Source organism: Ruegeria sp. ABV4_181 (assembly GCF_056158465.1).
Genome location: NZ_JBSWTI010000002.1, coordinates 2,823,037 through 2,849,648, shown reverse-complemented (window position 1 = coordinate 2,849,648; position 26,612 = coordinate 2,823,037). Strand labels below are relative to the sequence as shown.

Below are 26,612 nucleotides of genomic sequence, written 5' to 3'. Positions count from 1 at the left end.
CATGCAACCGAATGCAGCCACAGGGACGGGCATCATGAGCACCATCATCGACATCCACGCACGCGAAATTCTGGACAGCCGGGGCAATCCGACGGTCGAAGTTGATGTGATCCTGGAAGACGGCACCATGGGCCGTGCGGCTGTGCCTTCGGGCGCATCCACGGGCGCTTACGAAGCAGTGGAAAAGCGTGACGGTGACAAAGCGCGTTACATGGGCAAGGGCGTGCTTGAGGCCGTGGCCGCCGTGAATGGTGAAATCGCCGAGGAGCTGGTGGGCTTTGACGCGACCGAGCAGGTCGCCATCGACGAGGCGATGATCGAACTGGACGGGACCGAGAACAAGGGCCGTCTGGGCGCAAATGCCATTCTGGGTGTTTCGCTGGCCACCGCCAAGGCAGCCGCGGATTTCACCACGCAGCCGCTGTTCCGCTACGTTGGCGGCACCTCGGCCCGCGTCCTGCCGGTGCCGATGATGAACATCATCAACGGAGGCGAGCACGCCGATAACCCGATCGACATTCAGGAATTCATGATCATGCCCGTCTCGGCCGCGAATATCCGCGAGGCGGTCCGTATGGGATCCGAGGTGTTCCATACACTGAAAAAGGAACTGTCGGTCGCCGGTCTGGCCACCGGTGTGGGTGACGAGGGCGGCTTTGCCCCCAATATCGCCAGCACCCGCGAGGCATTGGATTTCATCCTGAAGTCCATCGAAAAAGCGGGCTACAAGCCGGGAGAGGAAATCCACCTCGCACTCGATTGCGCCGCAACCGAATACTACAAAGACGGCAAATACGTTCTGTCGGGCGAAGGCAAAAGCCTGACATCGGAGGAAAACGCGGCCTATCTGGCGGCGCTTGTCGACGACTATCCGATCATCTCGATCGAAGACGGCATGTCCGAGGATGACTGGGACGGCTGGCGCGCTTTGACCGATGCCATCGGGGACAAGGTGCAACTGGTCGGTGACGACCTGTTCGTCACCAATCCTGAACGTCTGGCCCAGGGGATCAAGAACGGCTGCGCCAACTCGATGCTGGTCAAGGTCAATCAGATCGGGTCGCTGACCGAAACCCTGCGCGCCGTCGATATGGCCCACCGCGCGCGTTACACCAACGTGATGTCGCACCGCTCGGGCGAGACCGAAGACGCCACCATTGCCGATCTGGCCGTGGCAACCAATTGCGGTCAGATCAAAACCGGCTCGCTGGCGCGGTCGGACCGGCTGGCCAAGTACAACCAGCTGATCCGCATCGAGGAATTGCTGGGCGAAGTTGCCGAATATGCAGGGGCTTCGATCCTGAAGCGCTAAATGGTATCCTGATCCCCGGATTTATTTGAGGATCAGGTTTTGATTAGTGTCATAGAACCAGAAACGCCGGAACATTTTGATGCGATCCGGCGTTTGTGCTGGGATTACCGCGAATTCCTGTTGTCGCTGGATTCCAAGTCTCAGCGGATTGTACGCACGATCTATCCGCGCGACAAATACGCCGGCGTGATGGACGCCATCGAAGCGGAACACACCCCGCCGAACGGTGGTGCGCGGCTGGTGTTGAAAGATGAGCAGCCTGTCGGGTGCGGCATGTTCCATACGCTGGAACCCGGTATCGCCGAGATCAAGCGGGTGTATGTGCACGAGGATGCGCGCGGCTCGGGGGCGGGTTTCGCGATCATGCAGGCTCTGGTCGAAGCCTGCCGAAATCAGGAATTTGACTATATCAGGATGGACACCGGAATACCTCTGCAAAAGGCAATTCGCCTGTACCTGTCGATGGGGTTCAAGTTGCGGGACGCCTATGCGGAAATTCCCGATTTTGCAGAAGGTCACCTGCTGTTTTTTGAGATGTCCCTGCGTCCGGAACCGGCGGGATAGCAAAAGTTCGAAATAAATTTGCAGCGTTACCCTTTGTAATCGTTTCGGAAAATGAAATAAGCCGAAAAAATTCTGCATAAACGCACTTTTGTGTGAACTTTTACCTATTTGTCAGCTCTGGATGTCTCGTACCCTGTCGACAGGACAGAAAAGGAGAATACCATGACTGGTTCAAGATTCCTTCTCGTAGCGTCGGTAATCAGCACAGTATTTCTGGCGGCCTGTGCGGGCCCGGATACATATCCGATAACCGGAGATCCGGTGTCTTCATCCGACCCGGTTCGGAACATGGAATCGGCCACATACATTTATCGTGGCGAAGCCCGGTAAGGGGATACGCATTGGGGGCACGGGCTGAAACGCCCGTGTACTGATTCAGGATCAGAGCTTTTTGCTCATCAGCATATACCGATCCCGCTGTTTGAAGCCCGTGCGCAGATACAATCTCTGCGTCGCTTCGTGCGAGCGGTCGACCTCAAGGTGAAGGGCGGTCAGACCGGCCCCGGCCAGCGCCTTGGGCAGGTCCATCAGCACCTCGGTGGCGATACCGCGGCCGCGCACGGCGGGGCGAATGTATATCTCATCGACAAAGCCGTCCATGCCGCCAAACTCGACCGACCAGCCAAAAGTCAGGATGATATAGCCCAGCGGCGCGCGGCCCGGGCCAATCAGATAGACACACCCATGTGGAATGCCTTCCAGCAGCGGCAGCAGGGCTTCGCGGCGCTGGTCGGATTCCTGCGTGATGCCTGCCTCGGCATGAAACGAGGCGACCAGACCCATAAGACGGTCCAGATCCTCGGGGCGGGCCAGTCTCAGCGCGGCGCTCATAGCCGGGCCAGCCGTTCGGTCAGCAGGGCAAAGAACCCGTCGGCATCTACTTCACCCATGAACATCGCGTTTGGCGCGTGGTCGGTGACACGCCACCAGTCGGCGACGGTCATTCCCAGCGTCAGGTCGGATTGGGTTTCGATCTGCACGTTGATGTGGCGGCCGGTGAAAAGATCGGGGCGGATCAGGTAGGCGGTGACGCAGGGATCATGCAGCGGCGCGCCTTCCGAGCCATATTTCTCGATGTCGAAACGTTCGAAAAAATCTGTCATCTCGGCCACAGCATGACCGACTTTGCTGTCGAGTGCGCGGAAGGCGTCGTTGCGCTGTTTCGTGACCAACGCGTCATGGGTGACATCCAGCGGCATAACCACGATGTGAACGCCGGATTTGAACACGATATCAGCCGCTTCGGGATCGACGTAAATGTTGAACTCAGCGGCGGGTGTGATGTTGCCGACCTCGAAATACGCGCCACCCATCAGCACGATTTCCTGAACCCGGTCGACGATGTCGGGGGCTTTCCGGAATGCCGTGGCAATGTTGGTCAACGGCCCCAACGGGCAGAGCGTTACCGTGCCCGGTTCGTGCGCGCGCAGCGTGTCGATGATGAAATCGACACCGTGACCGTCGGCCAGCTGCATTTCCGGATCGGGCAGGACCGGGCCGTCCAGCCCGGTTTTGCCATGGACATGTTCCGCGGTGACCAGAGGCCGGCTGAGCGGGCGGTCACATCCGGCATAGACCGGGATATGCGTGTGCCCGGCCAGTTCGCACACAATGCGCGCATTCTTGGCGGTCAGCGCCAGCGGCACGTTTCCGGCAACGGCTGTGATGCCCAACACCTCAATCTCTTCGGGGCTTGCCAGCGCCAAAAGGATGGCGACGGCGTCGTCCTGTCCGGGGTCGGTGTCGATGATGATCTTACGGGGGGGCATGGTCGTCTCCGGGGGTCGTGAAGGTGGGACACTCGCAACTGTCACCGCGCTTGTCTAGCCGAATTTCGCGTCAGCCGCTGCATCCACAGGCGGGAGTTTGCCATTGGCGCGGTGTTCCTCGGTTTTGACCTCGTCCCACAGCGCGTCCATCTCCTCCAGCGTGCTTTGGGACGGCGTTTTCCCCCGATCGGCCAGCCGCGCCTCGACCTGTTCAAACCGGCGGGTGAACTTGGCGTTGGTGCGGCGCAGGGCGGCCTCGGGCTCGATGCCCAGGTGGCGGCCCAGATTGACCATGACGAACAGCAGATCGCCGAATTCGTCTTCCAGCGCGTCGGCATCCTTGCTGTTGCGGGCCTCTTCCAGCTCGGCGGCCTCTTCCGTGATCTTGGCCAGCACGTGGCTGGCGTCCGGCCAGTCGAACCCGACACGCGCAGCGCGTTTCTGCAGCTTGTGCGCCCGCAGCAGGGCGGGCAGGTTGGCGGCAACCCCGTCCAGCGCGCCTTTCTGCGCCTTGCCCGCACGCTCGGCAGCTTTGATGGTCTCCCAGTCCAGCGTCTGCTGTTCCGCGGACTTGTCTCGGGATTCGTCACCGAAGACATGCGGGTGACGGTCAACCATCTTGTCCGACATGGTGCGCACCACGTCCTGAAAGGTGAAATGCCCGGCCTCTTGCGCCATTTGCGCGTGGAACACGGATTGGAACAGCAGATCGCCCAACTCGCCTTTCAGTTCGTCCCAGGCCTGGCGCTCGATGGCGTCGGCGACCTCATAGGCTTCTTCGATGGTATAAGGGGCGATGGTGCCGAAATCCTGTTCGATATCCCACGGGCAGCCCGATTTCGGGTCGCGCAGGCGGCGCATGATTTCCAGCAAACGCTCGATACCCGCATTGCTGTCATGGATCAGAGGATTTTCGGCCATTGCGAACCCTTTCGTTCCGGTGTCAGATGCATCCATTCCGCAGTCAGGATCAGGAGTCCACCCCAGATGCCCGTCGTCAACCGAATTGCCGATTACTCAGCCGATATGGCCGCATGGCGCCAACATTTGCATTCGATCCCCGAGCTTGAGTTCGAATGCCACGAAACAGCGGCGTTTGTCGCGGACCGGCTGCGCGAGTTTGGCGTCGACGAACTGCACGAAGGCATTGCCACGACCGGAATCGTGGCGATCATCAACGGGCAGGGCGCGGGGCCGACCATCGGATTGCGCGCCGATATGGACGCGCTACCGATCCCCGAGGAAACGGGTGTTTCCTATGCTTCGAAAAACCCGGGCAAGATGCATGCCTGCGGCCATGACGGCCACACGACAATGCTGTTGGGGGCGGCGCGCTATCTGGCCGAGACGCGGAATTTCGCGGGCCGCGTGGCGTTGATCTTTCAGCCCGCCGAGGAAGAGGGCGGTGGCGCCGGCGTGATGGTGGACGAAGGGATCATGGACCGGTTCGACATTGGGCAGGTCTACGCGCTGCACAATGCGCCGGGTTTGGCCGAAGGCGCGTTTCATACTACGCCGGGGCCGATCATGGCCGCAGTCGATACGTTCGAAATCCACATTCAGGGCGTCGGCGGCCACGGGGCCATGCCGCATGAAACCCGCGATCCGGTGATGGCGGCCTGCGGCATCGCTCAGGCAATCCAGACGATTGTCAGCCGCAACCATTACGCGCTGGACGATCTGGTGGTGTCGGTCACGCAAATCCACACCGGCACAGTGAACAACGTGATCCCGGATACCGCATTCATCAACGGAACCGTGCGCACCTTCGATCCGAAGGTACAGCAGATGGTGATCGAACGGATGGAGAAGATCGTGCAGGGGCAGGCGACCTCCTACGGGGTCGAGGCGCGGCTGGACTATCAGAAAAACTATCCCGCAACGATCAATGACGGCGACAAGGCCGGGTTTGCAGCCGCCGTGGCTCGGGACGTGTCCGGTGCCGGGCGTGTGGTCGACAATATGGGCCGCGAGATGGGGGCCGAGGATTTCTCGTACATGCTGCAGTCGCGGCCCGGTGCCTATCTTTTCCTCGGGCAGGGCGAAGGGGCCGGGTTGCATCATCCGAAATACAATTTCAACGACGACATCGCGCCGGTGGGGGCTTCGTTCTTTGCGCGGATCGTCGAAAAAGCGCAGCCGCTGGGCTGACGGGGGAAAGCGATGGCACTGGAAGACGCAAAGACGCAGGTGGACGAAGCCTTCACCAACCCGGATCTGAAGGGGCCGTCTTACGAAAACACGTTTGGCGGGGCCACGTCGTTCTTGCGGCGGCTCTATACCAAGGACCTGAATGGCGTCGATATCGCCGTGACCGGGGTGCCCTTTGATCAGGCGGTGACCAACCGCCCCGGCACCCGTCTGGGACCGCGCGCGATCCGTGAGGCAAGCGCGCTACAGTCCCCCGACGCGCCCTATGGATGGCCGTTCGATGCGCTGAGCGAGTTGGCCATCGTCGATTACGGCGACATGGCCTATGACTATGCCAATATCCCGGCCTTTCCCGACACGCTGACCGATCACATCCGCACCATTCTGGCGGCTGACGTGGCCTCGGTCACGCTGGGCGGGGATCACTATATCAGTTTCCCGATCCTCAAGGCCTATGCCGAGAAATACGGGCCGATGTCGCTGTTGCAATTCGATGCCCATACAGACACCTGGGCCGATGACGATATGAGCCGCGTCGACCACGGGACAATGTTCTACAAGGCGGTGAAATCAGGGATCGTCGATCCCAAACGCTCGGTTCAGGTGGGGATACGCACCACCAACGAGGACACGCTGGGCGTCAACATCATAGACGCGCGCGAGGTCTATGAATCCGGTCCTGCCGCGGCGGCGCAAAAGATCAAAGGCATTCTGGGGGACAGCCCGGTTTACCTGAGCTTTGACATCGACGGGCTGGACCCGGCTTTTGCGCCGGGCACCGGAACACCTGTTTGGGGCGGGCTGACCTCAATCCAGGCGCAGATCATCCTACGCGATATTGCCGGGATCAACATCAAGGGCGGGGATGTGGTCGAGGTTTCGCCGCCGTTTGATACATCCGGCGCCACGGCGATTGCGGGCGCGCATGTCGCGACGCAGATCATCTGTCTGCTTGGGTGGAACAAGCTGGTAAAGCCTTAACTATTGATTAGGCATAATCCCGGTATGTGCTTGATGAAGGACCGGACGGGAGAAATACGGGCATGGACAAGTTCAATCAACCGATCAGCGGCAATGATCTGGCGCGGTTTTCCGGGCCGAACACGTTCATGCGTTTGCCGCAGGCCGAGTCTCTGGCCGGGCTGGACGTTGCCGTGCTGGGGGTTCCGATGGATATCGGCACTTCCTGGCGGTCGGGCACGCGGTTTGGGCCAAAACAAATCCGCAGCGAAAGCGCGATGATCCGGCCTTATAACATGGCCACTTTCGCGGCGCCGTTCGACAGTCTGCAGATCGCGGATATCGGTGATCTTGCGATCAATACGTTCTCATTGTCTGACAGTCTGAAAATCATCAGGGAAAGCTATGACGCCATTCTGGCGCAGGGGGTGACCCCGGTGGCGATGGGGGGCGATCATTCGATCACCCTGCCGATCCTGCGCGCGATCGCCGCCAAACACGGGCCGGTGGCGCTGGTGCATGTGGATGCCCATGCGGACGTCAATGACGAGATGTTTGGTGAGCGTGAGACCCACGGCACCGTTTTCCGCCGGGCCTACGAAGAGGGCCTGATCGTCCCGGACAAGACGTTTCAGATCGGCATCCGGGGCTCTGGCTATGCAGCGTCGGATTTCACCGAAGCCAAGGGCTGGGGGTTCCGCCAGTTCCCCGCATGGGAGCTGTGGCAACAGAACCTGACCGTCATCGGCGCGCAGATCCGCAAGGATATCGGCGAACACCCGGTATACGTAACCTACGATATCGACAGCCTTGATCCGTCCTTTGCGCCGGGCACCGGCACGCCCGAGATTGGCGGCCTGACGACGCCGCAAGCGCTGCAACTGATTCATGCGCTGAGGGGAATGAACGTGGTGGGCTGCGATTTGGTCGAAGTGTCGCCGCCCTATGACCCCTCGGGCAATACGGCGCTGACAGCGGCGAACCTGCTGTTCGAATTGCTGTGCATCCTGCCCGGCGTGACGTCACGGTAGGCGGCAGCGCATCTTGTCGACCTTCCCGAACCGAATATGGTTGGCCGCGAATTTGGCGCGGGGATGAGGAAGATGGTGCTTTGGTCGATTGTTTGTCTGGTGGCCCTGCTTGCCGGTTATATCCGCCTGGCCCCGACAGACCCTGCCCGTTGGCATGTGGCCCCCAAGGCTGACACCGACCGCGACATGAAGGGCGGCGTGATCCGCGTTGTCGCTTCCGGCGCGGACGGGTTGAAAAGGCTGCACGCGGTGGCCAGCGCGACACCGCGCACGTCAGTTCTGGCCGGATCGGTCGAAGAAGGGATGATTACCTACGTCACCCGAACCAAAACATTTGGCTTTCCGGACTACACGACGGCCCAGCAGGACGGCGAATTATTGCGCGTCCGTGGTCGGTTACGATTTGGCAGGAAGGATTTTGGTGTCAATCGGAAACGGGTCGACGGATGGCTGGCTCTGCTGTAGCCCTGACGACAAACACCCCTCCTGCACCTCGCGCCACATCGGCACGTTCAGCGACATCTGGCATTGCGCCATGAACATGCGGCCATCGACCTGCAGGCAGATCATCTCGCCCAGTTCGACCCGCGTGCCGGATTTGTCGGTGCAATAACAGTCCCGCACCTTGCCGCCGGGGCCGACCACATCGGCCACGGCAGGCATAGCGCACAGCGTCAAAACAAGAACCAACCGTTTCATGTGCAGAATCTTAGCACAGGGACAGCCCTTGACCAAAGCCCCGGATTAAGAGACACCGCGCGGATGATCCCCGAAGAACGCCTTGAACAGATAACCCAGCGATTCCAGTACCTCGAAGCGGCCTTGGCAGATGGCGCCTCGGGCGGGGATATCGCGGCGCTGGCCAAGGAGTATTCCGACCTGAAACCGGTGGTCGATCAGATCATGGCCTGGCGGCAGTTGGTGGCCGATCTGGCCGAGGCCGAGGCGATGTTGACCGACCCGGACATGAAGGAACTGGCCGAGGAGGAAATCCCGGGGCTACAGGCCCGCATCCCCGAGGCCGAACATGCACTGCAACTGGCGCTTTTGCCCAAGGACGCGGCGGATGCGCGGCCGGCAATGCTGGAAATCCGGCCCGGTACGGGCGGGGATGAGGCCGCCCTGTTCGCGGGCGATCTGCTGCGCATGTATCAGCGCTATGCCGAAGCGCGGGGGTGGCGGTTCGAGATTATCGAAGAACAGGCCTCGGACCTGGGCGGCATCAAAGAGGTCGTGGCCCATATCAAGGGCGAGGGTGTCTTTGCCCGCATGAAGTATGAATCCGGTGTGCATCGGGTGCAACGGGTGCCGGAAACCGAAAGTGGCGGGCGTATCCATACCTCGGCGGCAACCGTGGCGGTTCTGCCCGAGGCCGAGGATGTGGACATCCAGATCGACGCAAATGACATCCGTATCGACACCATGCGCAGTTCCGGCGCGGGCGGGCAGCACGTGAACACCACCAACTCGGCCGTGCGGATCACGCATCTGCCCAGCGGGATCGTCGTGACCAGTTCCGAGAAATCCCAGCACCGCAATCGCGAGATCGCCATGCAGGTGCTGAAGACGCGCCTCTATGATCTGGAACGCCAGCGCATCGACAGCGAACGGTCTGCGGACCGGGCCAGTCAGGTTGGGTCGGGGGATCGGTCCGAACGTATCCGGACCTACAACTTTCCGCAGGGCCGCATGACCGATCACCGCATCAACCTGACCCTGTATAAGCTGGACCAGGTAATGCAGGGCGATCTGGACGAGGTGATCGACGCCCTGACCGCTGACGATCAGGCGCGGCTGCTGGCCGAGTTGGCGCAATGATTGCGGCACAGACGGCAGCACAGGCGATGGTCGCCGCAACAGCACGCCTGCGGGCCGCCGGCATCGCCGATCCGGCGCGAGACGCGCGGGTCTTGCTGGCCCACGCGGCACGAATCGAGGCCAGCAGGGTAACCCTGATCGCGCCCGAGGAACTGTCGCCGGAAATTGCCGAACGCTATGATCAGCTGATCTCGTTGCGGGCTATCCGGGTACCGGTCTCGCATTTGCTGGGCGAGCGCGAATTCTACGGCCGCAGGTTCCGCGTCAGCCGGGACGTGCTGGACCCGCGCCCGGAAACCGAGACGCTGATCGAGGCCGCGCTCAGCGAGCCTTTTGACCATGTGCTGGATCTGGGCGTTGGGTCGGGCTGTATCCTGATCACGCTGCTGGCCGAACGCGGCAGCGCCACGGGCGTAGGGGCAGATCTGAGCGAAGCGGCCTGCCTTCAGGCCAGCGCCAATGCGGTGCAGCATCAGGTGCAGGAGAGGGTCGAGATTCTCCGTTCAGACTGGTTTGGGGACATTCAGGGCCAATTCGACCTGATTGTTTCGAATCCGCCCTATATTTCGCTGTCCGAGATCGGGGACCTGTCCCCGGAAGTGCGCGAGCATGAGCCGCGTATGGCCCTGACGGACGAGGGCGACGGGCTAGGTGCCTACCGCAGGATCGCGGCCTCGACCCCCGATTTTCTGATGCCGGGCGGGCGTTTACTGGTCGAGATTGGACCAACGCAGGGCAAAAGCGTCTCTGCGCTTTTTGATGCGGCGGGTCTGATCGAAACGCGGATCATTCCCGATCTGGATGGCCGTGACCGCGTCGTTGTCGCCAGAATGCCGCAGTAGCGGCGTGTTCTGAGGCCGAAAAGCGCCGATTGATGTAAAAAAGCTGCGATTTTTTGGACAAACCCCTTGTCTGTGCGCGCAGGACATGTTTACTCAGGATTAGTCGGCGAGGTTGACGCTGTTACAGCGCACCCCTGACGCCAAGCCCAAAAAAGTCGATGACGCGTTACGGCACAAGCCACTGAGCAGCGTAAGGTACGGGTTGATCGACAGTGAATTGATAAGGCTGACGTAAAGTAAGATGAGATCTTCCAAATCCCGCTCGCGGGCCAAGAACAACCGCAATCGTCCTTCTGGCGGCAATGTCGTAAACCGGGTTTTTGACAGCTCGGGCCCCGAGGGCAAGGTGCGTGGCACTCCGCAGCAGATCATTGACAAATACAACCAGTTGGCGCGCGACGCCCAGCTGTCGAACGACCGCGTGGCGGCTGAGAACTTTCAGCAGCATGCCGAGCACTATCTGCGGATGCTGAGCGAAGCGCAGCGCGAGATCGAAGCGCGCCGCGAAGAGCAGGAGCGCCAGAACCGCGAGCGTCAGGCCGAGCGCGACCGCGAACGCGCCGAGCGTCAGGAACGCGAAGCGGCCCGTCAGGCGGACCCGGCCGAAGCGCCGCAACCCGATGTCATGGACTTCGGGGCCGAGCCTGCGGCACCGGAATCCGGTCTGGTCGAAACGCCGGAAAGCAAGGATGGTGCCGAAGCAGCCGAGAAGCGGGAAAAACCTGCACGTCGGCCGCGCACTCGCAAGCCCAAGGCCGCGCCCGCGACGGCCGAGGATTCCCCCAAGACAGGTGGCGACGCGCCGGAGGCGGCTGAATAAGCCAGCACTACAGCAAAATTGTGAAACTCCCCGGGTTCCCGCCCGGGGTTTTCTTTTGGGGCGTCAGCTTTTCTGAACTTCGCGCGCCAGTGCGCAAAACGCCTCAAGCGGAATTTGCTCGGCGCGTTCCGTCGGTTTTATCCCGGCAGCCACAAGGCGGTCCTCGATATCCGGGGCGACGCCCTTCAGCGAGGCGCGCAGCATCTTGCGGCGCTGGTTGAAGGCGGCGGCAACAACCCGGGACAGGGTGGCGGCGTCGGCGGGATAGCGGGGCTGGGGCAGGGCGGTCAGGTGGACCACCGCGCTGGAAACCTTGGGCGGCGGAGTAAAGGCACCAGGGGGCAGGGACATGGCAATGTGCGCCTCGGCCCGCCACTGGGCAAGGATGGCGAGGCGGCCATAAGCTTTGCTACCGGGCTGGGCGACGATGCGTTCAGCGACCTCGCGCTGGAACATCAGCGTCAGGCTCTGCCAGAAGGGCGGCCATTCGGCCGGGGTCAACCAGCGCACCAGAAGCTCGGTGCCGACATTGTAAGGCAGGTTTGCCGCGATGCGGATCGGCGGGGTCAGGTGCGCCAGCGGGTCGATTTCCAAGGCGTCGCCATTTATGACCTCAAGCCGTCCGGGATAGGCTGCGGCGATTTCGGACAGGGCGGCGATACAGCGCGTGTCTTTTTCAACCGCCACGACCCTGCGCGCGCCTTCGGACAGCAATCCGCGGGTCAGGCCCCCAGGGCCGGGGCCAATTTCCAGTACGTCGCATTCCGTCAGATCACCGGCCTGACGGGCGATCTTGGCCGTCAAGTTCAGGTCCAGCAGAAAGTTCTGGCCCAGAGATTTGCGCGCCGAAAGCTGATGTTTCGCGATGACCTCGCGCAGAGGGGGAAGGGTGTCGATTGCGCTCATGATACGGTTACCGTGGCGCGGGGCAGGGTCGCAGCGCCAGAGATTTATTGCCTTTGGCGGGGATATTTCCAGCCAGATGCAGGATCAAGTGCTTTGTGCCATGCGTTGCGCCAGTTTCAGGGCTTCGATCAGGCTGGTAGGGTTGGCGATGCCTTTGCCCGCGATGTCCAGCGCGGTGCCGTGATCGGGTGAAGTGCGAATGAAAGGAAGCCCGAGCGTCACGTTTACGCCACGGTCGAAATCCAGCGTCTTGATCGGGATCAGCGCCTGATCGTGATACATCGCAATGGCCACGTCATAGTGCGCGCGCGCCGCCGCGTGAAACAGAGTGTCCGCAGGGTGGGGTCCGGTGACCGTATAGGCATCGGTCGGCAAACCGGCGATCAGCGGCGCGATCCACTCCAGTTCTTCCTGTCCCATTTTCCCGCCTTCGCCGGCATGCGGGTTCAGCCCGGCAACCGCGATACGAGGATGGTTGATGCCGAACCGGTCGCGCAAACCCTTGGCAGTGATGTTGATCGTGTCGCGCAGCAGGTCCGGGGTCAGGGCCGAGGGCACTTCGGACAAGGCGATATGGATGGTTGCCGGCACCACGCGCAATTGCTCGCTGGCCAGCATCATAACAACCCGGTCGCACCCGGCCAGCGTGGCCAGAAACTCGGTATGGCCGGGAAAGGCGAACCCGGCGCCGTCGATCAGCGCCTTTTTGTGGATCGGTGCGGTACAGAGCGCCGAGGCTGCCCCGGACTGTACCAGCGATACGCCTCGTTCAATGGCGGCGACGACCGATGGCGCATTGCCCGGATCGGGATGTCCGGGGACGTTCGGGGCCGGGAAATCCACCTGTAACACCGGAAGGGCCGAGGCGCTGGCTTCGAGGGCTTCAGACGGCTGGGTGATGGGCGCGACAGAGGTGCCCTGCGGCAGGTGACCTGCGTCGCCGATGTAGAAGAATGGGCAGGTGTTTCGCAGTTCCGACCACGCTTTGGCTGCTAGTTCGGGCCCTATTCCGGCAGGGTCACCGCAGCTGAGCGCGATCGGGGCTGTCATTGCTCGACAATGGTTGCGTCAGCCCGCAGCTGTTGCAGCAGGCTTTCGGCAAATGCCTGAAGACGCTGCTGGGTAAGTGCATTGGCTACGTCCGCGCGCGAGGTTTCTTCGCCGCGATCGACGGTCCGGGTGCAGAGCATCAGGAACACCAGCGTCTGACCGTCGTTGCGGGTCAGCGCGGTCGATACTTCGTTCAGGTCCAGCTTGGCCAGTTCCAGCGCGACGTCGCGGGGAATCTCGGAAGGGCTGGCTTCGATCCGGTCCAGCACCTCCGGCGGCTGATCCTTGGCGATTCCATACAGGTCTTCGCACGTGTCGACATTTTCCTGAAGCCTGGCGGCCTGCGCTAGCGTTTCAGCGCTGCGCCCACCGGGCAGGTAGTACATGGCGTAGTCGACTTTGGAATAGCGCGGTGCGCCTGACGCCACTTCGCGCAGACCACGCATCTGGAACAGGGCGATGGCGTTGGGAAGGGCCAGAGGCTGAGTGATATCACCGTTCTGCAGGCCGAGGATCACCGGTTGCAGGGCCGGGGGCAAGTTTGTCAGGTTCAGCCAGTCCAGCCGGCCGCCATTGTCGCGGGTGCCCGCGGCCGAGTATTGCGTCGCGGCGGCGGAGAACGCCTCAAAACCTTCGATCTGAGCAATCTCGTCCGCCAGAAGCTGGGCCTGGGCCAGGGTTTGCTGATTCACCGGGATGATGATCTCGGACAACAACACCTGCAGCCCACCGCCACCGGCCTGTCCCAGTGCGCGGTTGATCTCCTCCTCGCTCGGGCGGGCCTGCGACAGGAAACGCGCACTGATATAGTCGCGCCAAGACAGCTGATCGGCAACAAAATCGCGGACAGTTTCCCGATCCACGCCTTCCTCGGCCAGCAATTGCAGGAACTGGTCGGTCGAAAGCTGACCGCGCGTTGCAAACTCATCGATGCCGAGCTGAATATCTTCAGGTGCCACCTCGATACCCGCTTCGCGCATGGCCTGTTTGCGCAGGCGGTCGTCGATCAGGGCCTGACGCACTTCGTCCTCCGATGCGCCCGGCGCGCCGAGGGCAGACAGAAACTGCAATCGCTGGTCCAGTTCGTACCAGGTGACGATGTCCTGATTCACCTTGATCGCGGGCGAAAACGGACTTTGCGCGCTCGACTGCTGGGCCATCAGGGACAGCGCCACGGCGCTGAGTGCCGACACAACCGGCTTAAGCCGGCCGGGACGAATGAAACGGGAGAAACCTGAAATCAACTGCATCTTCTCTTGTACTTTTGACCGCCACTTTCAACGGAGTATCCTGTCAGGGCTACGGTAAAGCCGAATTCGGTCGAAGGCTCAATACTTGATGATGAAGTAAAGCGCCTGCTGACGGTCATGTTAACCTGAACACATTCATTCTGATACGTCACGCCCAGCCCGTATCGCAACGGTTCGGATTCACTCAGGTCATAGCGCGCCGAGGCGCGCGTCAGCCAGTTCTGATCTACGGCGTAGCGCCCTGTCAGCCGGATTTCCGAAATCTCGTCATCGACGTTTTCGGCGGGATCGGGTTCCTGCCAGACGTAGCTGCCTGTCAGGCCGACGTCACGTTGCCGCCAAGCCGCGCGCAATTCGGCTTTGGCGAAGCTGAAATCGCCGTTCATCAGGCCACGGCCTGCCAGAGACCAGCCATTGGCCGTTTTCAACTGACCCGCAAGCAACACGTCCGAGGCCGTTCCCTGAAGTCCCGAAGTCAGGTTGAAATTGGGGTCTGCATCCGCCCGAAACACCTGTCCGACAGTGGCGAGGGCGCGCCACCCTCTGGGGCCGTATCTGGACCAATTGACGCCTATGACTCCGGTCAGGCTGTCTTCGCGGCGGTCCGGCGCGGGAAAGCGCGACAGGGACAGAAGGTTGCCCTGATCGAATTCCTGAAAGGTGCTTTCGTCATTCGGAACATCGGTATCGGTTACATGGGTCCAGCCGACCTGTGCGATCGGCTCCAGGATCTGGGTTGCTCCGGTCTTCTCCCGCCGCCGCATCGGATAGCGCAAGGTCAAAGCGGCGCGTGGCGTTGCGCGGGTGACCTGATCCGGAAATGCGCTGTCGTGGCGGATGTTGAACGTATCCACCGCCGCGCCGGCGCGTGCCTCGGCCCGCAGCCCCGAAGCAAAGGTCCAACTGCGCAACCATTCCGCGTCGAAAGTCGCGCGGGCCACGTCGCGGCCTACAATGTCATCGTCGCTGGTGCGCTCGTGGGCATGCGTGATGAAGCCAAGCCTGACTTCGCCACCCAATGCCTGCGGAAAGTACCGTTTTTGATAGTACAGGTCGAAAATGCGCGACGGGATTTCGTCCTGCTCCTCACTGTCGCGCAGCGTCTTGTAGTGGATGAAGCTGGTGCGGAAGGCGGTATCCCGCTTGATCCTTTCAAGCGCGACCTCGCTGCGCAGGCGGTCAAAATCGGGCAGGCCATAGTCGGCCAGATAGGCGTCGTCGGATGTCGTCTTGAAATCAAACGTCAAACGAAAGTTGTTCTTAAGGTTGAACCAGCCGTTTGCGAACAGATAGCCGCGATCTTCACCTTTTTCGAGGTCGTCGCGGGTAAAGGCGCCCTCGAATTGAATGCGCCCCCGCTTGAAGGCCTGCCGGTATCGGTAGCCCAGGGTTCGTGTCTTGGACGAGACATAAGGCGTCAGAGTCAGGTCTTTGTGGTCGCCCAGTTTAAAGAAATACGGCACCTGGACGCCGGTTCCCAGCTGCGACGTGGTCCGTATCGACGGAACCAGAAAGCCGGTGGCCCGGTCCAGCGTCGGATCCGGAAGACGCAGATAGGGCAGATAGAAAACCGGCACGTCCAGCACGCGGAACTGCGCGCCTTCGAAATAGAGCTGACGCTCCAGTTGGTCATGCGTGACCTTGCGGGCGCGGATTTGCCAGAGCGGCGGCTTGCCGTTGGCGCAGACATGGCACGATGTGGCGGACACCTTGCTGAATTGCGTGTACCGGCCTGCCGCGCGCGTGGCCTGAACCGATCCGATCTGAACCTGCTGGTCAAAAACCATACGGGCGCCGATCAGAAGCCCGTTCTGAATTCCTTCATCCAGTTCCGCCGAATCCGCCAATAAGGTCGTCTCGCCGCCCTGATCTATGCGCACGGGCCCCTCAAGGCTCAGCTGTCCGGTATCCCGGTCATAAGTGATACGGTCGGCAGTGATTTTGATATCGCCCTGAAAGGCTTCGACATTGCCTTCTGCCACCAGCACGTTGTCGGGCGTGATGAACACCGTGTCCGCAACCAGCAAGGCGGGCAGGTCTTCCTGATCCGTTGACTGGGCCGGACCCGCGGCGGGCCTGTTCTGAGCCTGGCCAGCAGACGGCAATGCCAGTGCCACAGCGCCGGACAGCAACAAGCAGGTGATCAATCGCATTAACCGTCCTCCGCATGCAGCAAGAGGCCGAGTGACAACAGGATGGCTGCAAAGGGCGGGGCCCAGGCTGCGACGAAGATTGGCAATTGACCGTTTTCCCCCAGAATTTGGGCAAAGTTGCGTACGAAATAGATGGAAAACCCCAGAAGAACTGCGGTCAGAACTGCGATCCCGGTGCCGCCAAATCGAACGTGGCGCATGGTAAAGGCGGCGCCGATCAGAACCATCGCCATCAGGAAGAATGGCCGCGCCAGTTGAACCTGTAGCCAGACCTCGTATTGCTTGGTGGAAAACCCGGCTTCGCGCAGATCGCGGATTAGCTCCGGCAGATCATAGACCGATACGGAATCCTGCTGACCAAGCGTGTCCAGAATGCGCTGACGCGTCAGCGTCGTGGGGACCTCGATGCGTTTGTGTTCGACAGCGTTGACCTCTGGGTTCACGTCATCTTCCAGCGGCCAAATTTTGGCATTGTGAAGAACCCATTTACCATCTTTGAGTTCCGCCCTTCTGGCATAGATCTGCTGTGTCGGTCTGCCATCGCGAGAGAAAGTGGTGATCGTCACACGATTCAGCTGCAGCGTGTCGCCGTTCCTGGTGCCACGGGCATGGATCACGGACTGACCGTTTTCCGAGCCCTGCCGCAGCCACAGCCCCTCGCTGCTGATCGACAGAGCCGAGCCGCCGTCATTGCGATAGGAATCCGCCAGACGCTGATACTCTTCGGAGGTGGCGGCGGCGATCGGGTTCAGCAGCGTCACCGCCAGCGCACCGATGATCAGGGCCAGTGTCACCGGGGCCAGCAGGGCGCGTATGCCTGAGCGGCCGATGGCGCGGGTCACCACCAGTTCGGAACTGCGCGCCAGACCCACAAACAGCGCAATCGTGGACAGGATGACCAGCAAAGGCAGCATTTCGCTGATGGCGGCTGGCGTGTTGAGCAAGGTCAGGTGCAGCACTCGGCCAAAGGACAGGTCCACCGAGTTGAAGCGGCGCGCCTGTTCGATCAGATCGATCAGAATCAGCAAAGTCAGAAAGATGCCGCCAATGACCAGAAAGCTCTGGATGAATCGGCGGGCGAAATAGCGGTCGAGGATCACGAAGTTTCCTCCACCCCGACCCGGCAAAGACGGGCAGGCGTGGTGCGCGGGCCAGAATCACTGCTGCCTGCGCCGCTGCGCAATGGCTTATGCCTGCCCTGTCTCGCCAATTCGTTCTCCCCCGATCCTGCCGGAATTTTTCCGGGACTGTAATGCAATTGGCGGGCGGGGAAAACTGCTATCTGGTCAAGCCGCGCGGTGCGGGCTAGGTCTTGGGGAACAGATTTTGAGGAGTTTGCAATGAGCAGTCTTGTACCGATCAGCTTTCAGGCCTTTGACGTGGACGCAATGGCGCTGGCCGAAGGGCGCGTCGCCATCTTCATTCCGTCGGACGGTAAGATGAGCCCGGCCGCGCGCCGGGCCAATCGCCTGACCCGCGGCGCTGTGGCGCGGCTGGTGGAAAGCGAGCGGTTCGAAAAGGTGAAGACCGGCGACGTGATCTCGCTGGCATGGCCGGGTGGCATGGCGGCCGAGGCGCTGGATATTCTGGTCCTGCCGCGCCGCCCCGAACCGGCGGAGGCCCGCAAAGGGGGCGCTGCGCTGGCCAAGCTGGCCGGACGCAAGAGCTTGCTGGTGATGGCGGGCAATCAGGTCAAAACCGAGGATCTGGCCATGGGCATCGCCCTGCGCAGCTATGATTTCGACGCCCATAAAACCAAGGAGTCCGATGAGGCCGGGGCCGTGACCATCAGCCATCAGAAGGCGGGCGAGGTCGAAGCGGCCTTTGCCCCGCATTATGCCGTGGCAGATGGCGTGCGGATGACGCGCGATCTGACCAACGAACCGGCCAACGTCCTGACCACCACCGAATTCGCCGACCGTCTGGCCGAGATGCAGGCGCTGGGGCTTGAGGTCGAAGTGCTGGAAGAGGACAAGTTGACCGAACTGGGCATGCGCACGCTGCTGAGCGTCGGGCAGGGCTCGGTCAGCCCGTCCAAGGTTGTGGTTATGCAGTGGAATGGCGGCGACAAGAACGACGCGCCGCTGGCTCTGGTCGGCAAGGGCGTTGTGTTTGATACCGGTGGCATCTCGCTGAAACCCGCCGGGGGCATGGAAGACATGACCATGGATATGGGGGGCGCGGGCGTCGTTGCGGGCACCATGCGCGCGCTGGCCAAGCGAAAGGCCAAGGCCAACGTCGTGGGGCTGGTCGGGCTGGTCGAAAACATGCCCTCGGGCAATGCGACCCGGCCGGGCGATGTGGTCAAGTCGATGAAGGGCGATACGGTCGAGATCATCAACACCGACGCCGAGGGCCGTTTGGTTCTGTGCGACGTGATGTGGTACGCGCAAGAGCGGTTCCAGCCTGTCGGTATGATCGATCTGGCCACCCTGACCGGCGCGGTCATTGTCGGGCTGGGGCATGAGAATGCCGGGGTCTTTTCGAACAATGACACATTCTGCGAGGCGTTTCTGAAGGCGGCAAAGGCCGAGGATGAAGGCGCATGGCGGATGCCGCTGGGCAAAGCCTATGATGATCTGCTGAAATCGCGCATTGCCGACATGAAGAATGTCGGTGGACGCCCGGCAGGGTCGATCACGGCCGCGCAGTTCCTGCAGCGCTTTGTCAAAGAGGAGACCCCCTGGATTTACCTGGATATCGCGGGTGTCGCCTCGGTTTCGACGGAAACATCCTATGCGCCCAAAGGTGCAACCGGATGGGGCGTTCGCGCGTTGAGCCGGCTGGTGCAGGACAATTTCGAGTAAACCCATGGGCGCCGTCTATTTCTATCACCTGACCCGTCAACCGCTTGAGCAGACCCTGCCGGTTCTGCTCGACAAGGCGCGGCAGGCCGGGTGGAGGATCGCCGTGCGGGGCACTGATCCTGCACGGATGGACTGGCTGGATGAAAAACTATGGCTGGGACCCGATGACGGGTTCCTGCCACATGGTCGCGCAGGGGGCGCGCATGACGCGGCGCAACCAATTCTACTGACGACCGAGACTCAGGCTGCCAATGAGCCCGCCTGCGTCATGGCGGTGGACGGGGCGCCTGTCGACCCGGATGAGGCCGCGGCGCTGGAGCGGGTCTGCATCCTGTTCGACGGAAATGACGGTGCGGCCGTGCAGCACGCGCGACAGCAATGGAAAACGCTGACCGGCGCAGGCTGCACCGCGCAATACTGGTCCGAGGAATCGGGCCGTTGGGAAAAGAAGGCCGAGGCATAACCGCTGCCTTCAAAGCATATCTCAGGAGGGTGAACGATGGAGCTGAAGCCGTTGGGCCGCACCGGTATCATGGTGACGGACCTGTGTTTGGGCACGATGACCTTTGGCACGCAAACGTCCCAGGCCGATGCGCATGTGCAAATGGACATGGCGCTGGAGGCCGGGATCAATTTCGTCGATGCCGCCGAGATGTATCCGGTAAACCCGATCTCGAAAGAAACCGTGGGCCGGACCGAGGAAATTCTGGGCAACTGGAATGCCGCGAATCCGGCGCGACGGGGCGATTACGTGCTGGCGACCAAGCATTCAGGGGCCGGGTTCATGCATGCGCGCGACGGCGCGCCGATTTCAGCACAGACGATACCCGATGCGGTCGAGGGATCGCTGCGGCGACTGCGGACGGATTGCATCGACCTTTATCAGTTCCACTGGCCGAACCGCGGCAGCTATATGTTCCGGCAGAACTGGACCTATGCGCCATCCGGGCACAACACCGACGAAGTTCTGGACAATATGCAGGAATGTCTGGAGGCCCTGAAGACGCAGGTGGACAAGGGCAATATCCGCGCCTTTGGCCTGTCGAACGAAAGCGCGTGGGGCACGGCGCAGTGGTTGCGGCTGGCAGAGGCCGGCAATGCCCCAAGGGTGGCCTCGGTGCAGAATGAATACTCGCTGCTGTGCCGCCATTTCGATACGGATATGGCGGAACTCAGCGTTCATGAGGATGTGGGCCTGATGGCCTTTTCGCCATTGGCCGCCGGGTTTCTGACCGGGAAATATCAGGGCGGGGCAGTGCCTGCGGGGTCGCGGATGTCGCTGGTTCCGGAAATGGGCGGGCGCAATTACGTGCGCGTGTTCGACGCGGTCGCGGCCTATCTCGAAATTGCTGCGCGTCACGATCTGGACCCGGTCCACATGGCGCTGGCCTGGTGCCGGACGAGGCCATTCATGATGTCGTCGATCTTTGGTGCAACTACCGTGGGGCAGTTGGAGCATATTCTGGCCGGAACGGATCTGCGGTTACCGGCCGATGTTCTGGCCGAGATCGGTGAGGCGCATCGCGCCCATCCGATGCCGTTTTAGGGGGCTCTGCCCCCGCCGTGCGCTGCACGGCTCCCCCGAGGTATTTTTGGCCAGATGAAGGATCCGGTCAGTGATGGGTGGGGTGTGCCCTGTCCTGGCGCAGATCGCGGGCGGACAGGCCGTGCGCGGTGCGGAAGGCGCGGGCAAAGCTGGATTGTGAGGCAAAGCCGGTGGCCAGCGCAACGTCCATCAGCGGCATCTCGGTGTCGGTGACCAGCCGTCGCGCTTCGGCCAGCCGCAGTTGCAGGTAGTGATCCTGCGGCGTGGTATTCAGGCGCAGGCGGAATTGCTGCTGCAGGGTGCGCGGGCTGGTGCCCAGCGCATCGGCGATGTCTGCCAGTGGCAGAGGGTCGTCCAGAGAGGACTCCATCAGCGTGTTGGCCTTCGCCGTCAGCGCCGTATGGCGGTGCGGTGCACCGGTGCGGCTTTGCGGTTTGGACGGCGCGGGCGCGCCATCATAGAGGAACAGTCCTGCCACCCGCGCGGCGAAACCCGCGCCATGGCGCGCGGCGATGATCTGCAGCATCATTTCAACGGCCGGGATCGCCCCGCCCGAGGTCAGGCGGTTGCCAGAGACGGTAAATCGATCGGGGTGCACGTCCACCTCGGGGAAACGGGCAGCGAAATTGTCGAGGTCTTCCCAATGGGTGGTGGCGGCGTGGCCGTTCAGCAGACCGGCCTCGGCCAGCAACCAGGGCCCGCCGTCGATCCCGGCCATGGTGGCACCTGTGGCCGCGATGCGGCGCAGACCGGCCAACAGGCTGGGGGTGGCGTGGCGCGCCAGTTGGAACCCTGCCACAACGATCATCAGGTCGCACCCTTGCAGACGGGCCAGCGGAATGCCGGGAACGCGCAAGGCGCTGGTCAGCATGGCCGGTTCCGTGGTGGCGGTCACATAGTCCCAGTCAAACGCCGGGCGGTCCGCCAGACGGTTGGCCGCGCGCATCGGATCGACGGCGGACGCAAAGCTGAGCGTGTTGCAGTCATCCAGCACCAGAACCGCCGTTTTCAGGGCGCGATGTTCGGGCTGAAGTATGTTTTTTGCGGATTTCATCAAGTCTGATTCGTATTCTGGCAAGTGTTTCCCCAAGGCTGCGTCAGAGTCCGGTTGGAAAGCAAATCGGAATCCGTGGAGAAGCCTGGGGAAAACCCAGGGCGAAACCGGGTATAACTTGGGGAAAACACGATGCCTCTGGAAATGAACCGCGACGTCTTTATCACCTGTGCCGTCACAGGGTCGGGCAGCACGCAGGATCGCAGCCCGCATGTGCCGCGCTCGCCGCAGCAGATTGCCGACAGCGCGATTGCAGCCGCCAAGGCGGGGGCGGCCGTGGTGCACTGCCATGTGCGCGACCCCGAGACCGGCGCGCCAAGCCGCCGGCTGGACCTGTACCGAGAAGTGACCGAGCGCATTCGTGAGGCTGAGGTGGATGTCGTGCTGAACCTGACCGCAGGGATGGGCGGAGATATGGTGTTTGGCCCGACCGAGTCGCCTCTGCCTCTGCGCGAGGACGGCACGGACATGATCGGCGCGGCGGCGCGGGTCGAGCATGTGGCGGAGTGTCTGCCAGAGATTTGCACCCTTGACTGCGGCACGATGAACTTTGCCGAGGCCGATTATGTCATGACCAACACACCGGGCATGTTGCAGGCGATGGGACGGATGATGACCCATCTGGGTGTGAAGCCCGAGATCGAGGCCTTTGACACCGGGCATCTGTGGTATGCCAAACAACTCGTGAAGGACGGGGTGCTGGACAGCCCGGCGCTGGTGCAACTGTGCATGGGCGTGCCCTGGGGCGCGCCGGACGACCTGAACACTTTCATGGCGATGGTGAACAACGTACCGGATGACTGGACCTTCAGCGCGTTCTCGCTGGGGCGCAACCAGATGGCCTATGTGGCGGCCTCGGTGCTGGCGGGCGGCAACGTGCGCGTAGGGTTGGAGGACAACCTGTGGCTGGGCAAGGGCGTGCTGGCCGAGAACTGGCAACTTGTGGAACGCGCCGGGACGATCATCGAGAATATGGGCGCTCGGGTGGTTGGTCCGCAGGAGGTACGTGAAAAGCTGGGTCTGGTGAAACGCGCGCCGGTTGCGAAGTAAGTGAAGCGCAGGAGCCGTATTCAATCATTTGGGACAATGCCTGCCGCCGCGTAGCGCGGCCCGGTCTGGAATACGGACCGGACACAGACAGTTTGAGGTCAGGACGTGAAGACAGCAGCGATCATTGGTGGTGGCGTAATCGGCGGTGGATGGGCCGCGCGATTTCTGCTGAACGGCTGGGATGTAAGGGTGTTCGACCCGGACCCGGAAGCCAGGCGAAAGATTGGTGAGGTTCTGGACAACGCACGTCGTTCTCTGCCGGGGCTGAGCGATGTGCCCCTGCCGCCCGAGGGGGCTCTGACTTTCCATGCAGACATGGCCGAGGCGGTTCAAGGTGCTGTGTGGATACAGGAAAGTGTGCCCGAACGTCTGGACCTGAAACTGAAGGTTTACAAAGGGTTGCAGGCGGCCTGCGATCCCAGCGCGATCATCGGTTCGTCGACGAGCGGGTTCAAACCCTCGGAACTGCAAGAGGGTGCCCTGCGACCGGAACAGATCGTCGTGACGCATCCGTTCAATCCGGTTTACCTGTTGCCGCTGATTGAGCTGGTGCCCACGGACAAGAACCCGCCCGAGATGGTGGCGCGCGCAAAGGACCTGTTGAAGTCGGTCGGGTTTTTCCCGCTGCACGTCCGGAAAGAGATCGACGCTCATATCGCCGACCGCTTTCTTGAGGCCGTCTGGCGCGAAGCGTTGTGGCTGGTCAAGGACGGGATCGCGACGACAGAAGAGGTCGACGAAGCCATTCGTATGGGGTTCGGGATTCGCTGGGCGCAGATGGGTTTGTTCGAGACCTATCGCGTGGCCGGTGGCGAAGCCGGAATGCGGCACTTCATGGCGCAATTCGGGCCGGCGCTGAAATGGCCGTGGACCAAGCTGATGGACGTGCCCGAATTCACTGATGAACTGGTGGGCATGATTGCCGATCAGTCCGATGCGCAGTCGGGGATGCATTCGATTCGCGAGCTTGAGCGCATTCGCGACAACAACCTTGTTGGCATGATGCGCGCGCTCAAGGCGCAGGATTATGGCGCGGGGGCTGTGCTGAACCAGCATGATGCGCTGCTGAAACCCGGTGCCTTGCCGACATTGGCGCAGGCAGACCTGAGCCAGCCGATCCTGACGCAGTCCCGGGCCGTGCCGTTGGACTGGACCGACTATAATGGCCATATGAACGAGGCGAAATATGTCGAGGCATTCGCCGCCGCAACCGACCGGTTCATGGAAATCATCGGCTGCGATGCGGATTACATTGCCTCGGGCGGCAGCTATTTCACGGCCGAAAACCACATCCGTTATGTAGACGAGGTGCACGTAGGCGCAAAGATCGAGGTGCGGACGCAAATGTTGCTGGGGCAGGGGAAGAAGCTGCACGTCTTCCACAGCATGTATGAGGGCGACAAGCTGCTGGCGACCGGCGAAAGCTTTCTGCTGCATGTCAGTCTGGAAACGCGTCGGCCCAGCGCGCCGTCCCCTGAAATCGAGGCGGCGATGGCCCGGATCGCCAAGGCGCAGGCCGGGTTGCCGTATCCGGATGGCGCGGGTGCCGCCATCCGTAAACCGGCATGAGCGGGCGCGTTCTGATCACTGCCGGGGCTTCGGGCCTTGGGCGGGCGATGGCTGACGCCTTTGATGCGTCCGGGGCAAAGGTCTGGGTGGCCGATGTCGATGAGGCGGCGCTGTCGGGCTGTCCGGACCATTGGCAACGATCCGCAGTGAACGTCACCGACGAGGGTGCCGTGGCAAAGTTGTTTCGTGACGTTGAGGCCCATTGGGGAGGGCTGGACACCCTGTGCGCAAATGCCGGCACCGCGGGCCCCACGGCATTGATCGAGGATGTGGCGCTGCCGGACTGGCAAAGCTGTCTTGCGGTCAATCTGGAAGGCGCGTTCCTATGTTCGAAACACGCCGCGCCGATCCTGAAACGACAACGCAGCGGTGTGGTTCTGATCACCTCGTCCACCGCCGGGCAATACGGCTATCCCAACCGCGCGCCTTATGCGGCGGCGAAATGGGGGGTGATCGGGCTGGGCAAAACGCTGGCGATGGAGCTTGGCGCATTTGGCGTGCGCTGCAACGTGATCTGCCCCGGTGCCGTGGAAGGCCCGCGGATGGAAGGCGTGCTGTCCCGCGAGGCGGCCGCCAAGGGCATGACGCGGGAACAGGTCTATGAAGGTTACGCCGCCGGTACCTCGATGGGGCGCTTTGTCGAAGGGCGGGACATCGCCAATATGGCCGTATTCCTCGCCTCGGAGGCGGCGCGGCTGGTATCGGGTCAGGTGATCGCCGTGGACGGGCATACCGTAAATCCTGACCCGAAAATCTAGGCGCAATCAGCCCTGATTTGGCCCCCGGATCTGGCGGATGGTTTGACGGACCGCCTGCCAGTCCTGAGCTTGCTGCATATTCCCGGCGGCTTCGCATTCACGCATTTTCTGCGCGGCTTCCGCCTCGGCCCGGTCGCCATGAGCGGTATACAGGGCGCGTGCGTATTGAGCGGTTTGTAGTGCGTCCATTCCTATCGTCCTCCGTCTGTGATCGGAACGCCCGAAGGTTCGCGCCGGACGACGATAGCACAAGATGGGTCGGCGCGCATACTCAACTCTGCGACTGGCCGGAAATTGCTTGTCGCACCATTTGCAGATGGTCCGTGAAGTCCCGCGCAGTCAGATCGGCCTCGCGCACAAGGCGGTCGAAATGCCGGGTGAATGTTTCGATTCTGTCCCGGTCGCGAAAGGCCATGTAGTGACTGCCCGCATAGAATACGCATAGCAGCGGGCCGAAAATCGTCACCGGGGCGGAATACAGGCGTTTTGCGTCGAAAAGATAGATGCGCAGGCGGGGATAAAGCTGCTGGCAAAGCTCCAGCAGGTGGTCGATCTGTTCCAGTCGCGTGTCGAGGCTCAGCCCCTCATAATATCCGGTGGCATGGGCAAAGCTGTCGAATTCGTAAAGCGGCATGGCGATTTCATAGTCGGATTGCGCCGCGCGCATCCATTTCAACCGGTCGGCCGAGGCGCCGATGGCCTGGTTCGCCGTTCGACCCAGATGGGGTGAGTATTCCCATTCAAGCACCGCGCGAGTCTTTAACATGTCGGGCAAAGTCGCTGGAACATAACGGATTTTGTATCCTGCGGCCTCCTGATGCCATTCAAAAATGCGTTCATCCACAAGGGCGCGGGGCGCCTCGGTCATGGTCAGCGAGCTGGCCAGCAATTCGGCGGCGCTTTCCGGGCGATCCGACAGGCTGAGCAGCCAGTCCGCTGACACACCCAGCGCCGAAGCGCAGCTGCCCACCACATGGGCATTTGGCAGGCGCGCGCCGTCATCGGTCAGAAGTTGGGATACGGTTGAGCGGTCAACGCCCACGCGTCGCGCCAGCGCGCTTTGGCTGACATTCCTGTCTTCCATCGCGCGGGCAAGTCGAAAGCGAAACTGGGCGGCGCGGTCACGTTTGTCGATTTTTTCCTGCATATGGTGATCTTTATCACAGATGATGAGTTTTGTTAATCATATTCAGAATTTTCAA

27 protein-coding genes are annotated in these 26,612 nt (G+C 61.7%); 15 read left to right on the top strand and 12 right to left on the bottom strand.

Annotated features, from left to right (window positions below; translation table 11 throughout):
- The first annotated feature begins 34 nt into the window (after nt 1–34).
- Both eno and ACXAC3_RS14110 read left to right on the top strand, forming a co-directional pair.
- Nucleotides 35–1,312: a phosphopyruvate hydratase gene (gene eno / locus ACXAC3_RS14115; RefSeq protein ID WP_475161283.1), complete on the top strand. Its 1,278-nt coding sequence runs from the start codon at nt 35–37 to the stop codon at nt 1,310–1,312.
- A gap of 39 nt (nt 1,313–1,351) precedes the next feature.
- On the top strand, nt 1,352–1,876 hold the full coding sequence (locus ACXAC3_RS14110; protein ID WP_475161282.1) for a GNAT family N-acetyltransferase: 525 nt from the start codon (nt 1,352–1,354) through the stop codon (nt 1,874–1,876).
- Between the two features lie 381 nt (nt 1,877–2,257).
- On the opposite strand, the gene ACXAC3_RS14105 is transcribed toward ACXAC3_RS14110, so the two are convergent.
- Genes ACXAC3_RS14105 through mazG form a run of 3 tightly spaced genes read right to left on the bottom strand, consistent with a single transcriptional unit; the run spans nt 2,258 to nt 4,566 of the window.
- Complete coding sequence (locus ACXAC3_RS14105; RefSeq protein ID WP_475161280.1) at nt 2,258–2,707, bottom strand: GNAT family N-acetyltransferase; 450 nt, start codon at nt 2,705–2,707, stop codon at nt 2,258–2,260.
- Nucleotides 2,704–3,645 carry a nucleoside hydrolase gene (locus tag ACXAC3_RS14100; protein WP_475161278.1) on the bottom strand — a complete coding sequence of 314 codons (942 nt, stop codon included), beginning with the start codon at nt 3,643–3,645 and terminating at the stop codon, nt 2,704–2,706. The genes ACXAC3_RS14105 and ACXAC3_RS14100 overlap by 4 nt, the downstream gene beginning before the upstream one ends.
- A gap of 54 nt (nt 3,646–3,699) precedes the next feature.
- On the bottom strand, nt 3,700–4,566 hold the full coding sequence (gene mazG, locus ACXAC3_RS14095) for a nucleoside triphosphate pyrophosphohydrolase (protein ID WP_475161275.1): 867 nt from the start codon (nt 4,564–4,566) through the stop codon (nt 3,700–3,702).
- 66 nt (nt 4,567–4,632) lie between these two features.
- On the opposite strand from mazG, the gene ACXAC3_RS14090 reads away from it, so the two are divergent.
- The 4 genes from ACXAC3_RS14090 to ACXAC3_RS14075 all read left to right on the top strand — a co-directional run bounded on the left by ACXAC3_RS14090 (nt 4,633) and on the right by ACXAC3_RS14075 (nt 8,252).
- A complete protein-coding gene (locus tag ACXAC3_RS14090; RefSeq protein WP_475161274.1) occupies nt 4,633–5,796 on the top strand; it encodes a M20 aminoacylase family protein in 1,164 nt (387 codons plus the stop codon).
- Nucleotides 5,797–5,808: 12 nt separating this feature from the next.
- Nucleotides 5,809–6,777: an agmatinase gene (speB, locus tag ACXAC3_RS14085; protein ID WP_475161273.1), complete on the top strand. Its 969-nt coding sequence runs from the start codon at nt 5,809–5,811 to the stop codon at nt 6,775–6,777.
- 62 nt (nt 6,778–6,839) lie between these two features.
- On the top strand, nt 6,840–7,787 hold the full coding sequence (gene speB, locus ACXAC3_RS14080) for an agmatinase (protein ID WP_475161271.1): 948 nt from the start codon (nt 6,840–6,842) through the stop codon (nt 7,785–7,787).
- 63 nt (nt 7,788–7,850) lie between these two features.
- Complete coding sequence (locus ACXAC3_RS14075; protein ID WP_475161268.1) at nt 7,851–8,252, top strand: DUF1499 domain-containing protein; 402 nt, start codon at nt 7,851–7,853, stop codon at nt 8,250–8,252.
- On the opposite strand, the gene ACXAC3_RS14070 is transcribed toward ACXAC3_RS14075, so the two are convergent.
- Nucleotides 8,184–8,486, bottom strand: coding sequence for a hypothetical protein (locus tag ACXAC3_RS14070; RefSeq protein ID WP_475161265.1), 303 nt, complete (start codon nt 8,484–8,486; stop codon nt 8,184–8,186). The genes ACXAC3_RS14075 and ACXAC3_RS14070 overlap by 69 nt on opposite strands.
- A 63-nt stretch (nt 8,487–8,549) precedes the next feature.
- Here ACXAC3_RS14070 and prfA point away from each other — a divergent pair, with 63 nt between their 5' ends.
- From prfA to ACXAC3_RS14055, 3 genes are all read left to right on the top strand, one after another.
- Nucleotides 8,550–9,605, top strand: coding sequence for a peptide chain release factor 1 (gene prfA, locus ACXAC3_RS14065; protein ID WP_475161263.1), 1,056 nt, complete (start codon nt 8,550–8,552; stop codon nt 9,603–9,605).
- A complete protein-coding gene (gene prmC, locus ACXAC3_RS14060) occupies nt 9,602–10,447 on the top strand; it encodes a peptide chain release factor N(5)-glutamine methyltransferase (RefSeq protein ID WP_475161259.1) in 846 nt (281 codons plus the stop codon). The genes prfA and prmC overlap by 4 nt, the downstream gene beginning before the upstream one ends.
- A gap of 241 nt (nt 10,448–10,688) precedes the next feature.
- Nucleotides 10,689–11,267 carry a DUF4167 domain-containing protein gene (locus ACXAC3_RS14055; RefSeq protein WP_475161256.1) on the top strand — a complete coding sequence of 193 codons (579 nt, stop codon included), beginning with the start codon at nt 10,689–10,691 and terminating at the stop codon, nt 11,265–11,267.
- 63 nt (nt 11,268–11,330) lie between these two features.
- Here the strand turns inward: ACXAC3_RS14055 and rsmA are convergent, their stop codons facing one another.
- The 5 genes from rsmA to lptG form a co-directional block, all read right to left on the bottom strand.
- The gene (gene rsmA, locus ACXAC3_RS14050) at nt 11,331–12,173 is read right to left on the bottom strand and encodes a 16S rRNA (adenine(1518)-N(6)/adenine(1519)-N(6))-dimethyltransferase RsmA (protein WP_475161254.1); all 843 of its coding nucleotides are present in this window, start codon (nt 12,171–12,173) and stop codon (nt 11,331–11,333) included.
- Nucleotides 12,174–12,257: 84 nt separating this feature from the next.
- A complete protein-coding gene (gene pdxA, locus ACXAC3_RS14045) occupies nt 12,258–13,223 on the bottom strand; it encodes a 4-hydroxythreonine-4-phosphate dehydrogenase PdxA (RefSeq protein WP_475161250.1) in 966 nt (321 codons plus the stop codon).
- Nucleotides 13,220–14,473: a peptidylprolyl isomerase gene (locus ACXAC3_RS14040; protein ID WP_475161248.1), complete on the bottom strand. Its 1,254-nt coding sequence runs from the start codon at nt 14,471–14,473 to the stop codon at nt 13,220–13,222. The genes pdxA and ACXAC3_RS14040 overlap by 4 nt, the downstream gene beginning before the upstream one ends.
- Nucleotides 14,464–16,626, bottom strand: coding sequence for an LPS-assembly protein LptD (locus ACXAC3_RS14035; RefSeq protein ID WP_475161246.1), 2,163 nt, complete (start codon nt 16,624–16,626; stop codon nt 14,464–14,466). Before ACXAC3_RS14035 ends, ACXAC3_RS14040 begins: the two co-directional genes overlap by 10 nt.
- A complete protein-coding gene (lptG, locus tag ACXAC3_RS14030) occupies nt 16,626–17,726 on the bottom strand; it encodes an LPS export ABC transporter permease LptG (RefSeq protein ID WP_475161245.1) in 1,101 nt (366 codons plus the stop codon). Before lptG ends, ACXAC3_RS14035 begins: the two co-directional genes overlap by 1 nt.
- Nucleotides 17,727–17,966: 240 nt before the next feature.
- Between lptG and ACXAC3_RS14025 the strand changes: the two genes are divergently transcribed.
- The 3 genes from ACXAC3_RS14025 to ACXAC3_RS14015 are packed head-to-tail and all read left to right on the top strand — an operon-like array spanning nt 17,967 to nt 20,979.
- A complete protein-coding gene (locus ACXAC3_RS14025) occupies nt 17,967–19,433 on the top strand; it encodes a leucyl aminopeptidase (protein WP_475161242.1) in 1,467 nt (488 codons plus the stop codon).
- 4 nt (nt 19,434–19,437) lie between these two features.
- Nucleotides 19,438–19,896, top strand: coding sequence for a DNA polymerase III subunit chi (locus tag ACXAC3_RS14020; RefSeq protein ID WP_475161241.1), 459 nt, complete (start codon nt 19,438–19,440; stop codon nt 19,894–19,896).
- 36 nt (nt 19,897–19,932) lie between these two features.
- On the top strand, nt 19,933–20,979 hold the full coding sequence (locus ACXAC3_RS14015) for an aldo/keto reductase (protein ID WP_475161240.1): 1,047 nt from the start codon (nt 19,933–19,935) through the stop codon (nt 20,977–20,979).
- Nucleotides 20,980–21,046: 67 nt separating this feature from the next.
- Here the strand turns inward: ACXAC3_RS14015 and ACXAC3_RS14010 are convergent, their stop codons facing one another.
- On the bottom strand, nt 21,047–22,033 hold the full coding sequence (locus tag ACXAC3_RS14010) for a GlxA family transcriptional regulator (RefSeq protein WP_475161238.1): 987 nt from the start codon (nt 22,031–22,033) through the stop codon (nt 21,047–21,049).
- A gap of 132 nt (nt 22,034–22,165) precedes the next feature.
- On the opposite strand from ACXAC3_RS14010, the gene bcoG reads away from it, so the two are divergent.
- The 3 genes from bcoG (at nt 22,166) to ACXAC3_RS13995 (ending at nt 25,410) form a co-directional block, all read left to right on the top strand.
- Nucleotides 22,166–23,083 carry a 3-dehydrocarnitine:acetyl-CoA trimethylamine transferase BcoG gene (bcoG, locus tag ACXAC3_RS14005; RefSeq protein ID WP_475161237.1) on the top strand — a complete coding sequence of 306 codons (918 nt, stop codon included), beginning with the start codon at nt 22,166–22,168 and terminating at the stop codon, nt 23,081–23,083.
- 105 nt (nt 23,084–23,188) lie between these two features.
- Nucleotides 23,189–24,652, top strand: a complete 1,464-nt coding sequence (locus ACXAC3_RS14000) for a carnitine 3-dehydrogenase (protein WP_475161236.1) — start codon at nt 23,189–23,191, stop codon at nt 24,650–24,652.
- Nucleotides 24,649–25,410 (top strand): SDR family oxidoreductase, encoded by a 762-nt coding sequence (locus tag ACXAC3_RS13995; protein WP_475161235.1) that lies wholly within the window; start codon nt 24,649–24,651, stop codon nt 25,408–25,410. The genes ACXAC3_RS14000 and ACXAC3_RS13995 overlap by 4 nt, the downstream gene beginning before the upstream one ends.
- 6 nt (nt 25,411–25,416) lie before the next feature.
- Here ACXAC3_RS13995 and ACXAC3_RS13990 read toward each other — a convergent pair whose 3' ends face one another.
- Complete coding sequence (locus tag ACXAC3_RS13990) at nt 25,417–25,599, bottom strand: hypothetical protein (protein ID WP_475161233.1); 183 nt, start codon at nt 25,597–25,599, stop codon at nt 25,417–25,419.
- Nucleotides 25,600–25,681: 82 nt separating this feature from the next.
- On the bottom strand, nt 25,682–26,557 hold the full coding sequence (locus tag ACXAC3_RS13985) for a helix-turn-helix domain-containing protein (RefSeq protein ID WP_475161231.1): 876 nt from the start codon (nt 26,555–26,557) through the stop codon (nt 25,682–25,684).
- Between the last annotated feature and the right edge of the window lie 55 nt (nt 26,558–26,612).

Excerpts from the sequence above, each read along its gene's own strand:
- eno (WP_475161283.1), top strand. The coding sequence starts at position 35 with ATGAGCACCATCATCGACATCCACGCACGCGAAATTCTGGACAGCCGG.
- ACXAC3_RS14105 (WP_475161280.1), bottom strand. The coding sequence starts at position 2,707 with ATGAGCGCCGCGCTGAGACTGGCCCGCCCCGAGGATCTGGACCGTCTT.
- ACXAC3_RS14100 (WP_475161278.1), bottom strand. The coding sequence starts at position 3,645 with ATGCCCCCCCGTAAGATCATCATCGACACCGACCCCGGACAGGACGAC.
- mazG (WP_475161275.1), bottom strand. The coding sequence starts at position 4,566 with ATGGCCGAAAATCCTCTGATCCATGACAGCAATGCGGGTATCGAGCGT.
- ACXAC3_RS14090 (WP_475161274.1), top strand. The coding sequence starts at position 4,633 with ATGCCCGTCGTCAACCGAATTGCCGATTACTCAGCCGATATGGCCGCA.
- speB (WP_475161273.1), top strand. The coding sequence starts at position 5,809 with ATGGCACTGGAAGACGCAAAGACGCAGGTGGACGAAGCCTTCACCAAC.
- speB (WP_475161271.1), top strand. The coding sequence starts at position 6,840 with ATGGACAAGTTCAATCAACCGATCAGCGGCAATGATCTGGCGCGGTTT.
- ACXAC3_RS14075 (WP_475161268.1), top strand. The coding sequence starts at position 7,851 with ATGAGGAAGATGGTGCTTTGGTCGATTGTTTGTCTGGTGGCCCTGCTT.
- ACXAC3_RS14070 (WP_475161265.1), bottom strand. The coding sequence starts at position 8,486 with ATGAAACGGTTGGTTCTTGTTTTGACGCTGTGCGCTATGCCTGCCGTG.
- prfA (WP_475161263.1), top strand. The coding sequence starts at position 8,550 with ATGATCCCCGAAGAACGCCTTGAACAGATAACCCAGCGATTCCAGTAC.
- prmC (WP_475161259.1), top strand. The coding sequence starts at position 9,602 with ATGATTGCGGCACAGACGGCAGCACAGGCGATGGTCGCCGCAACAGCA.
- ACXAC3_RS14055 (WP_475161256.1), top strand. The coding sequence starts at position 10,689 with ATGAGATCTTCCAAATCCCGCTCGCGGGCCAAGAACAACCGCAATCGT.
- rsmA (WP_475161254.1), bottom strand. The coding sequence starts at position 12,173 with ATGAGCGCAATCGACACCCTTCCCCCTCTGCGCGAGGTCATCGCGAAA.
- pdxA (WP_475161250.1), bottom strand. The coding sequence starts at position 13,223 with ATGACAGCCCCGATCGCGCTCAGCTGCGGTGACCCTGCCGGAATAGGG.
- ACXAC3_RS14040 (WP_475161248.1), bottom strand. The coding sequence starts at position 14,473 with ATGCAGTTGATTTCAGGTTTCTCCCGTTTCATTCGTCCCGGCCGGCTT.
- ACXAC3_RS14035 (WP_475161246.1), bottom strand. The coding sequence starts at position 16,626 with ATGCGATTGATCACCTGCTTGTTGCTGTCCGGCGCTGTGGCACTGGCA.
- ACXAC3_RS14025 (WP_475161242.1), top strand. The coding sequence starts at position 17,967 with ATGAGCAGTCTTGTACCGATCAGCTTTCAGGCCTTTGACGTGGACGCA.
- ACXAC3_RS14020 (WP_475161241.1), top strand. The coding sequence starts at position 19,438 with ATGGGCGCCGTCTATTTCTATCACCTGACCCGTCAACCGCTTGAGCAG.
- ACXAC3_RS14015 (WP_475161240.1), top strand. The coding sequence starts at position 19,933 with ATGGAGCTGAAGCCGTTGGGCCGCACCGGTATCATGGTGACGGACCTG.
- ACXAC3_RS14010 (WP_475161238.1), bottom strand. The coding sequence starts at position 22,033 with ATGAAATCCGCAAAAAACATACTTCAGCCCGAACATCGCGCCCTGAAA.
- bcoG (WP_475161237.1), top strand. The coding sequence starts at position 22,166 with ATGCCTCTGGAAATGAACCGCGACGTCTTTATCACCTGTGCCGTCACA.
- ACXAC3_RS13995 (WP_475161235.1), top strand. The coding sequence starts at position 24,649 with ATGAGCGGGCGCGTTCTGATCACTGCCGGGGCTTCGGGCCTTGGGCGG.
- ACXAC3_RS13990 (WP_475161233.1), bottom strand. The coding sequence starts at position 25,599 with ATGGACGCACTACAAACCGCTCAATACGCACGCGCCCTGTATACCGCT.
- ACXAC3_RS13985 (WP_475161231.1), bottom strand. The coding sequence starts at position 26,557 with ATGCAGGAAAAAATCGACAAACGTGACCGCGCCGCCCAGTTTCGCTTT.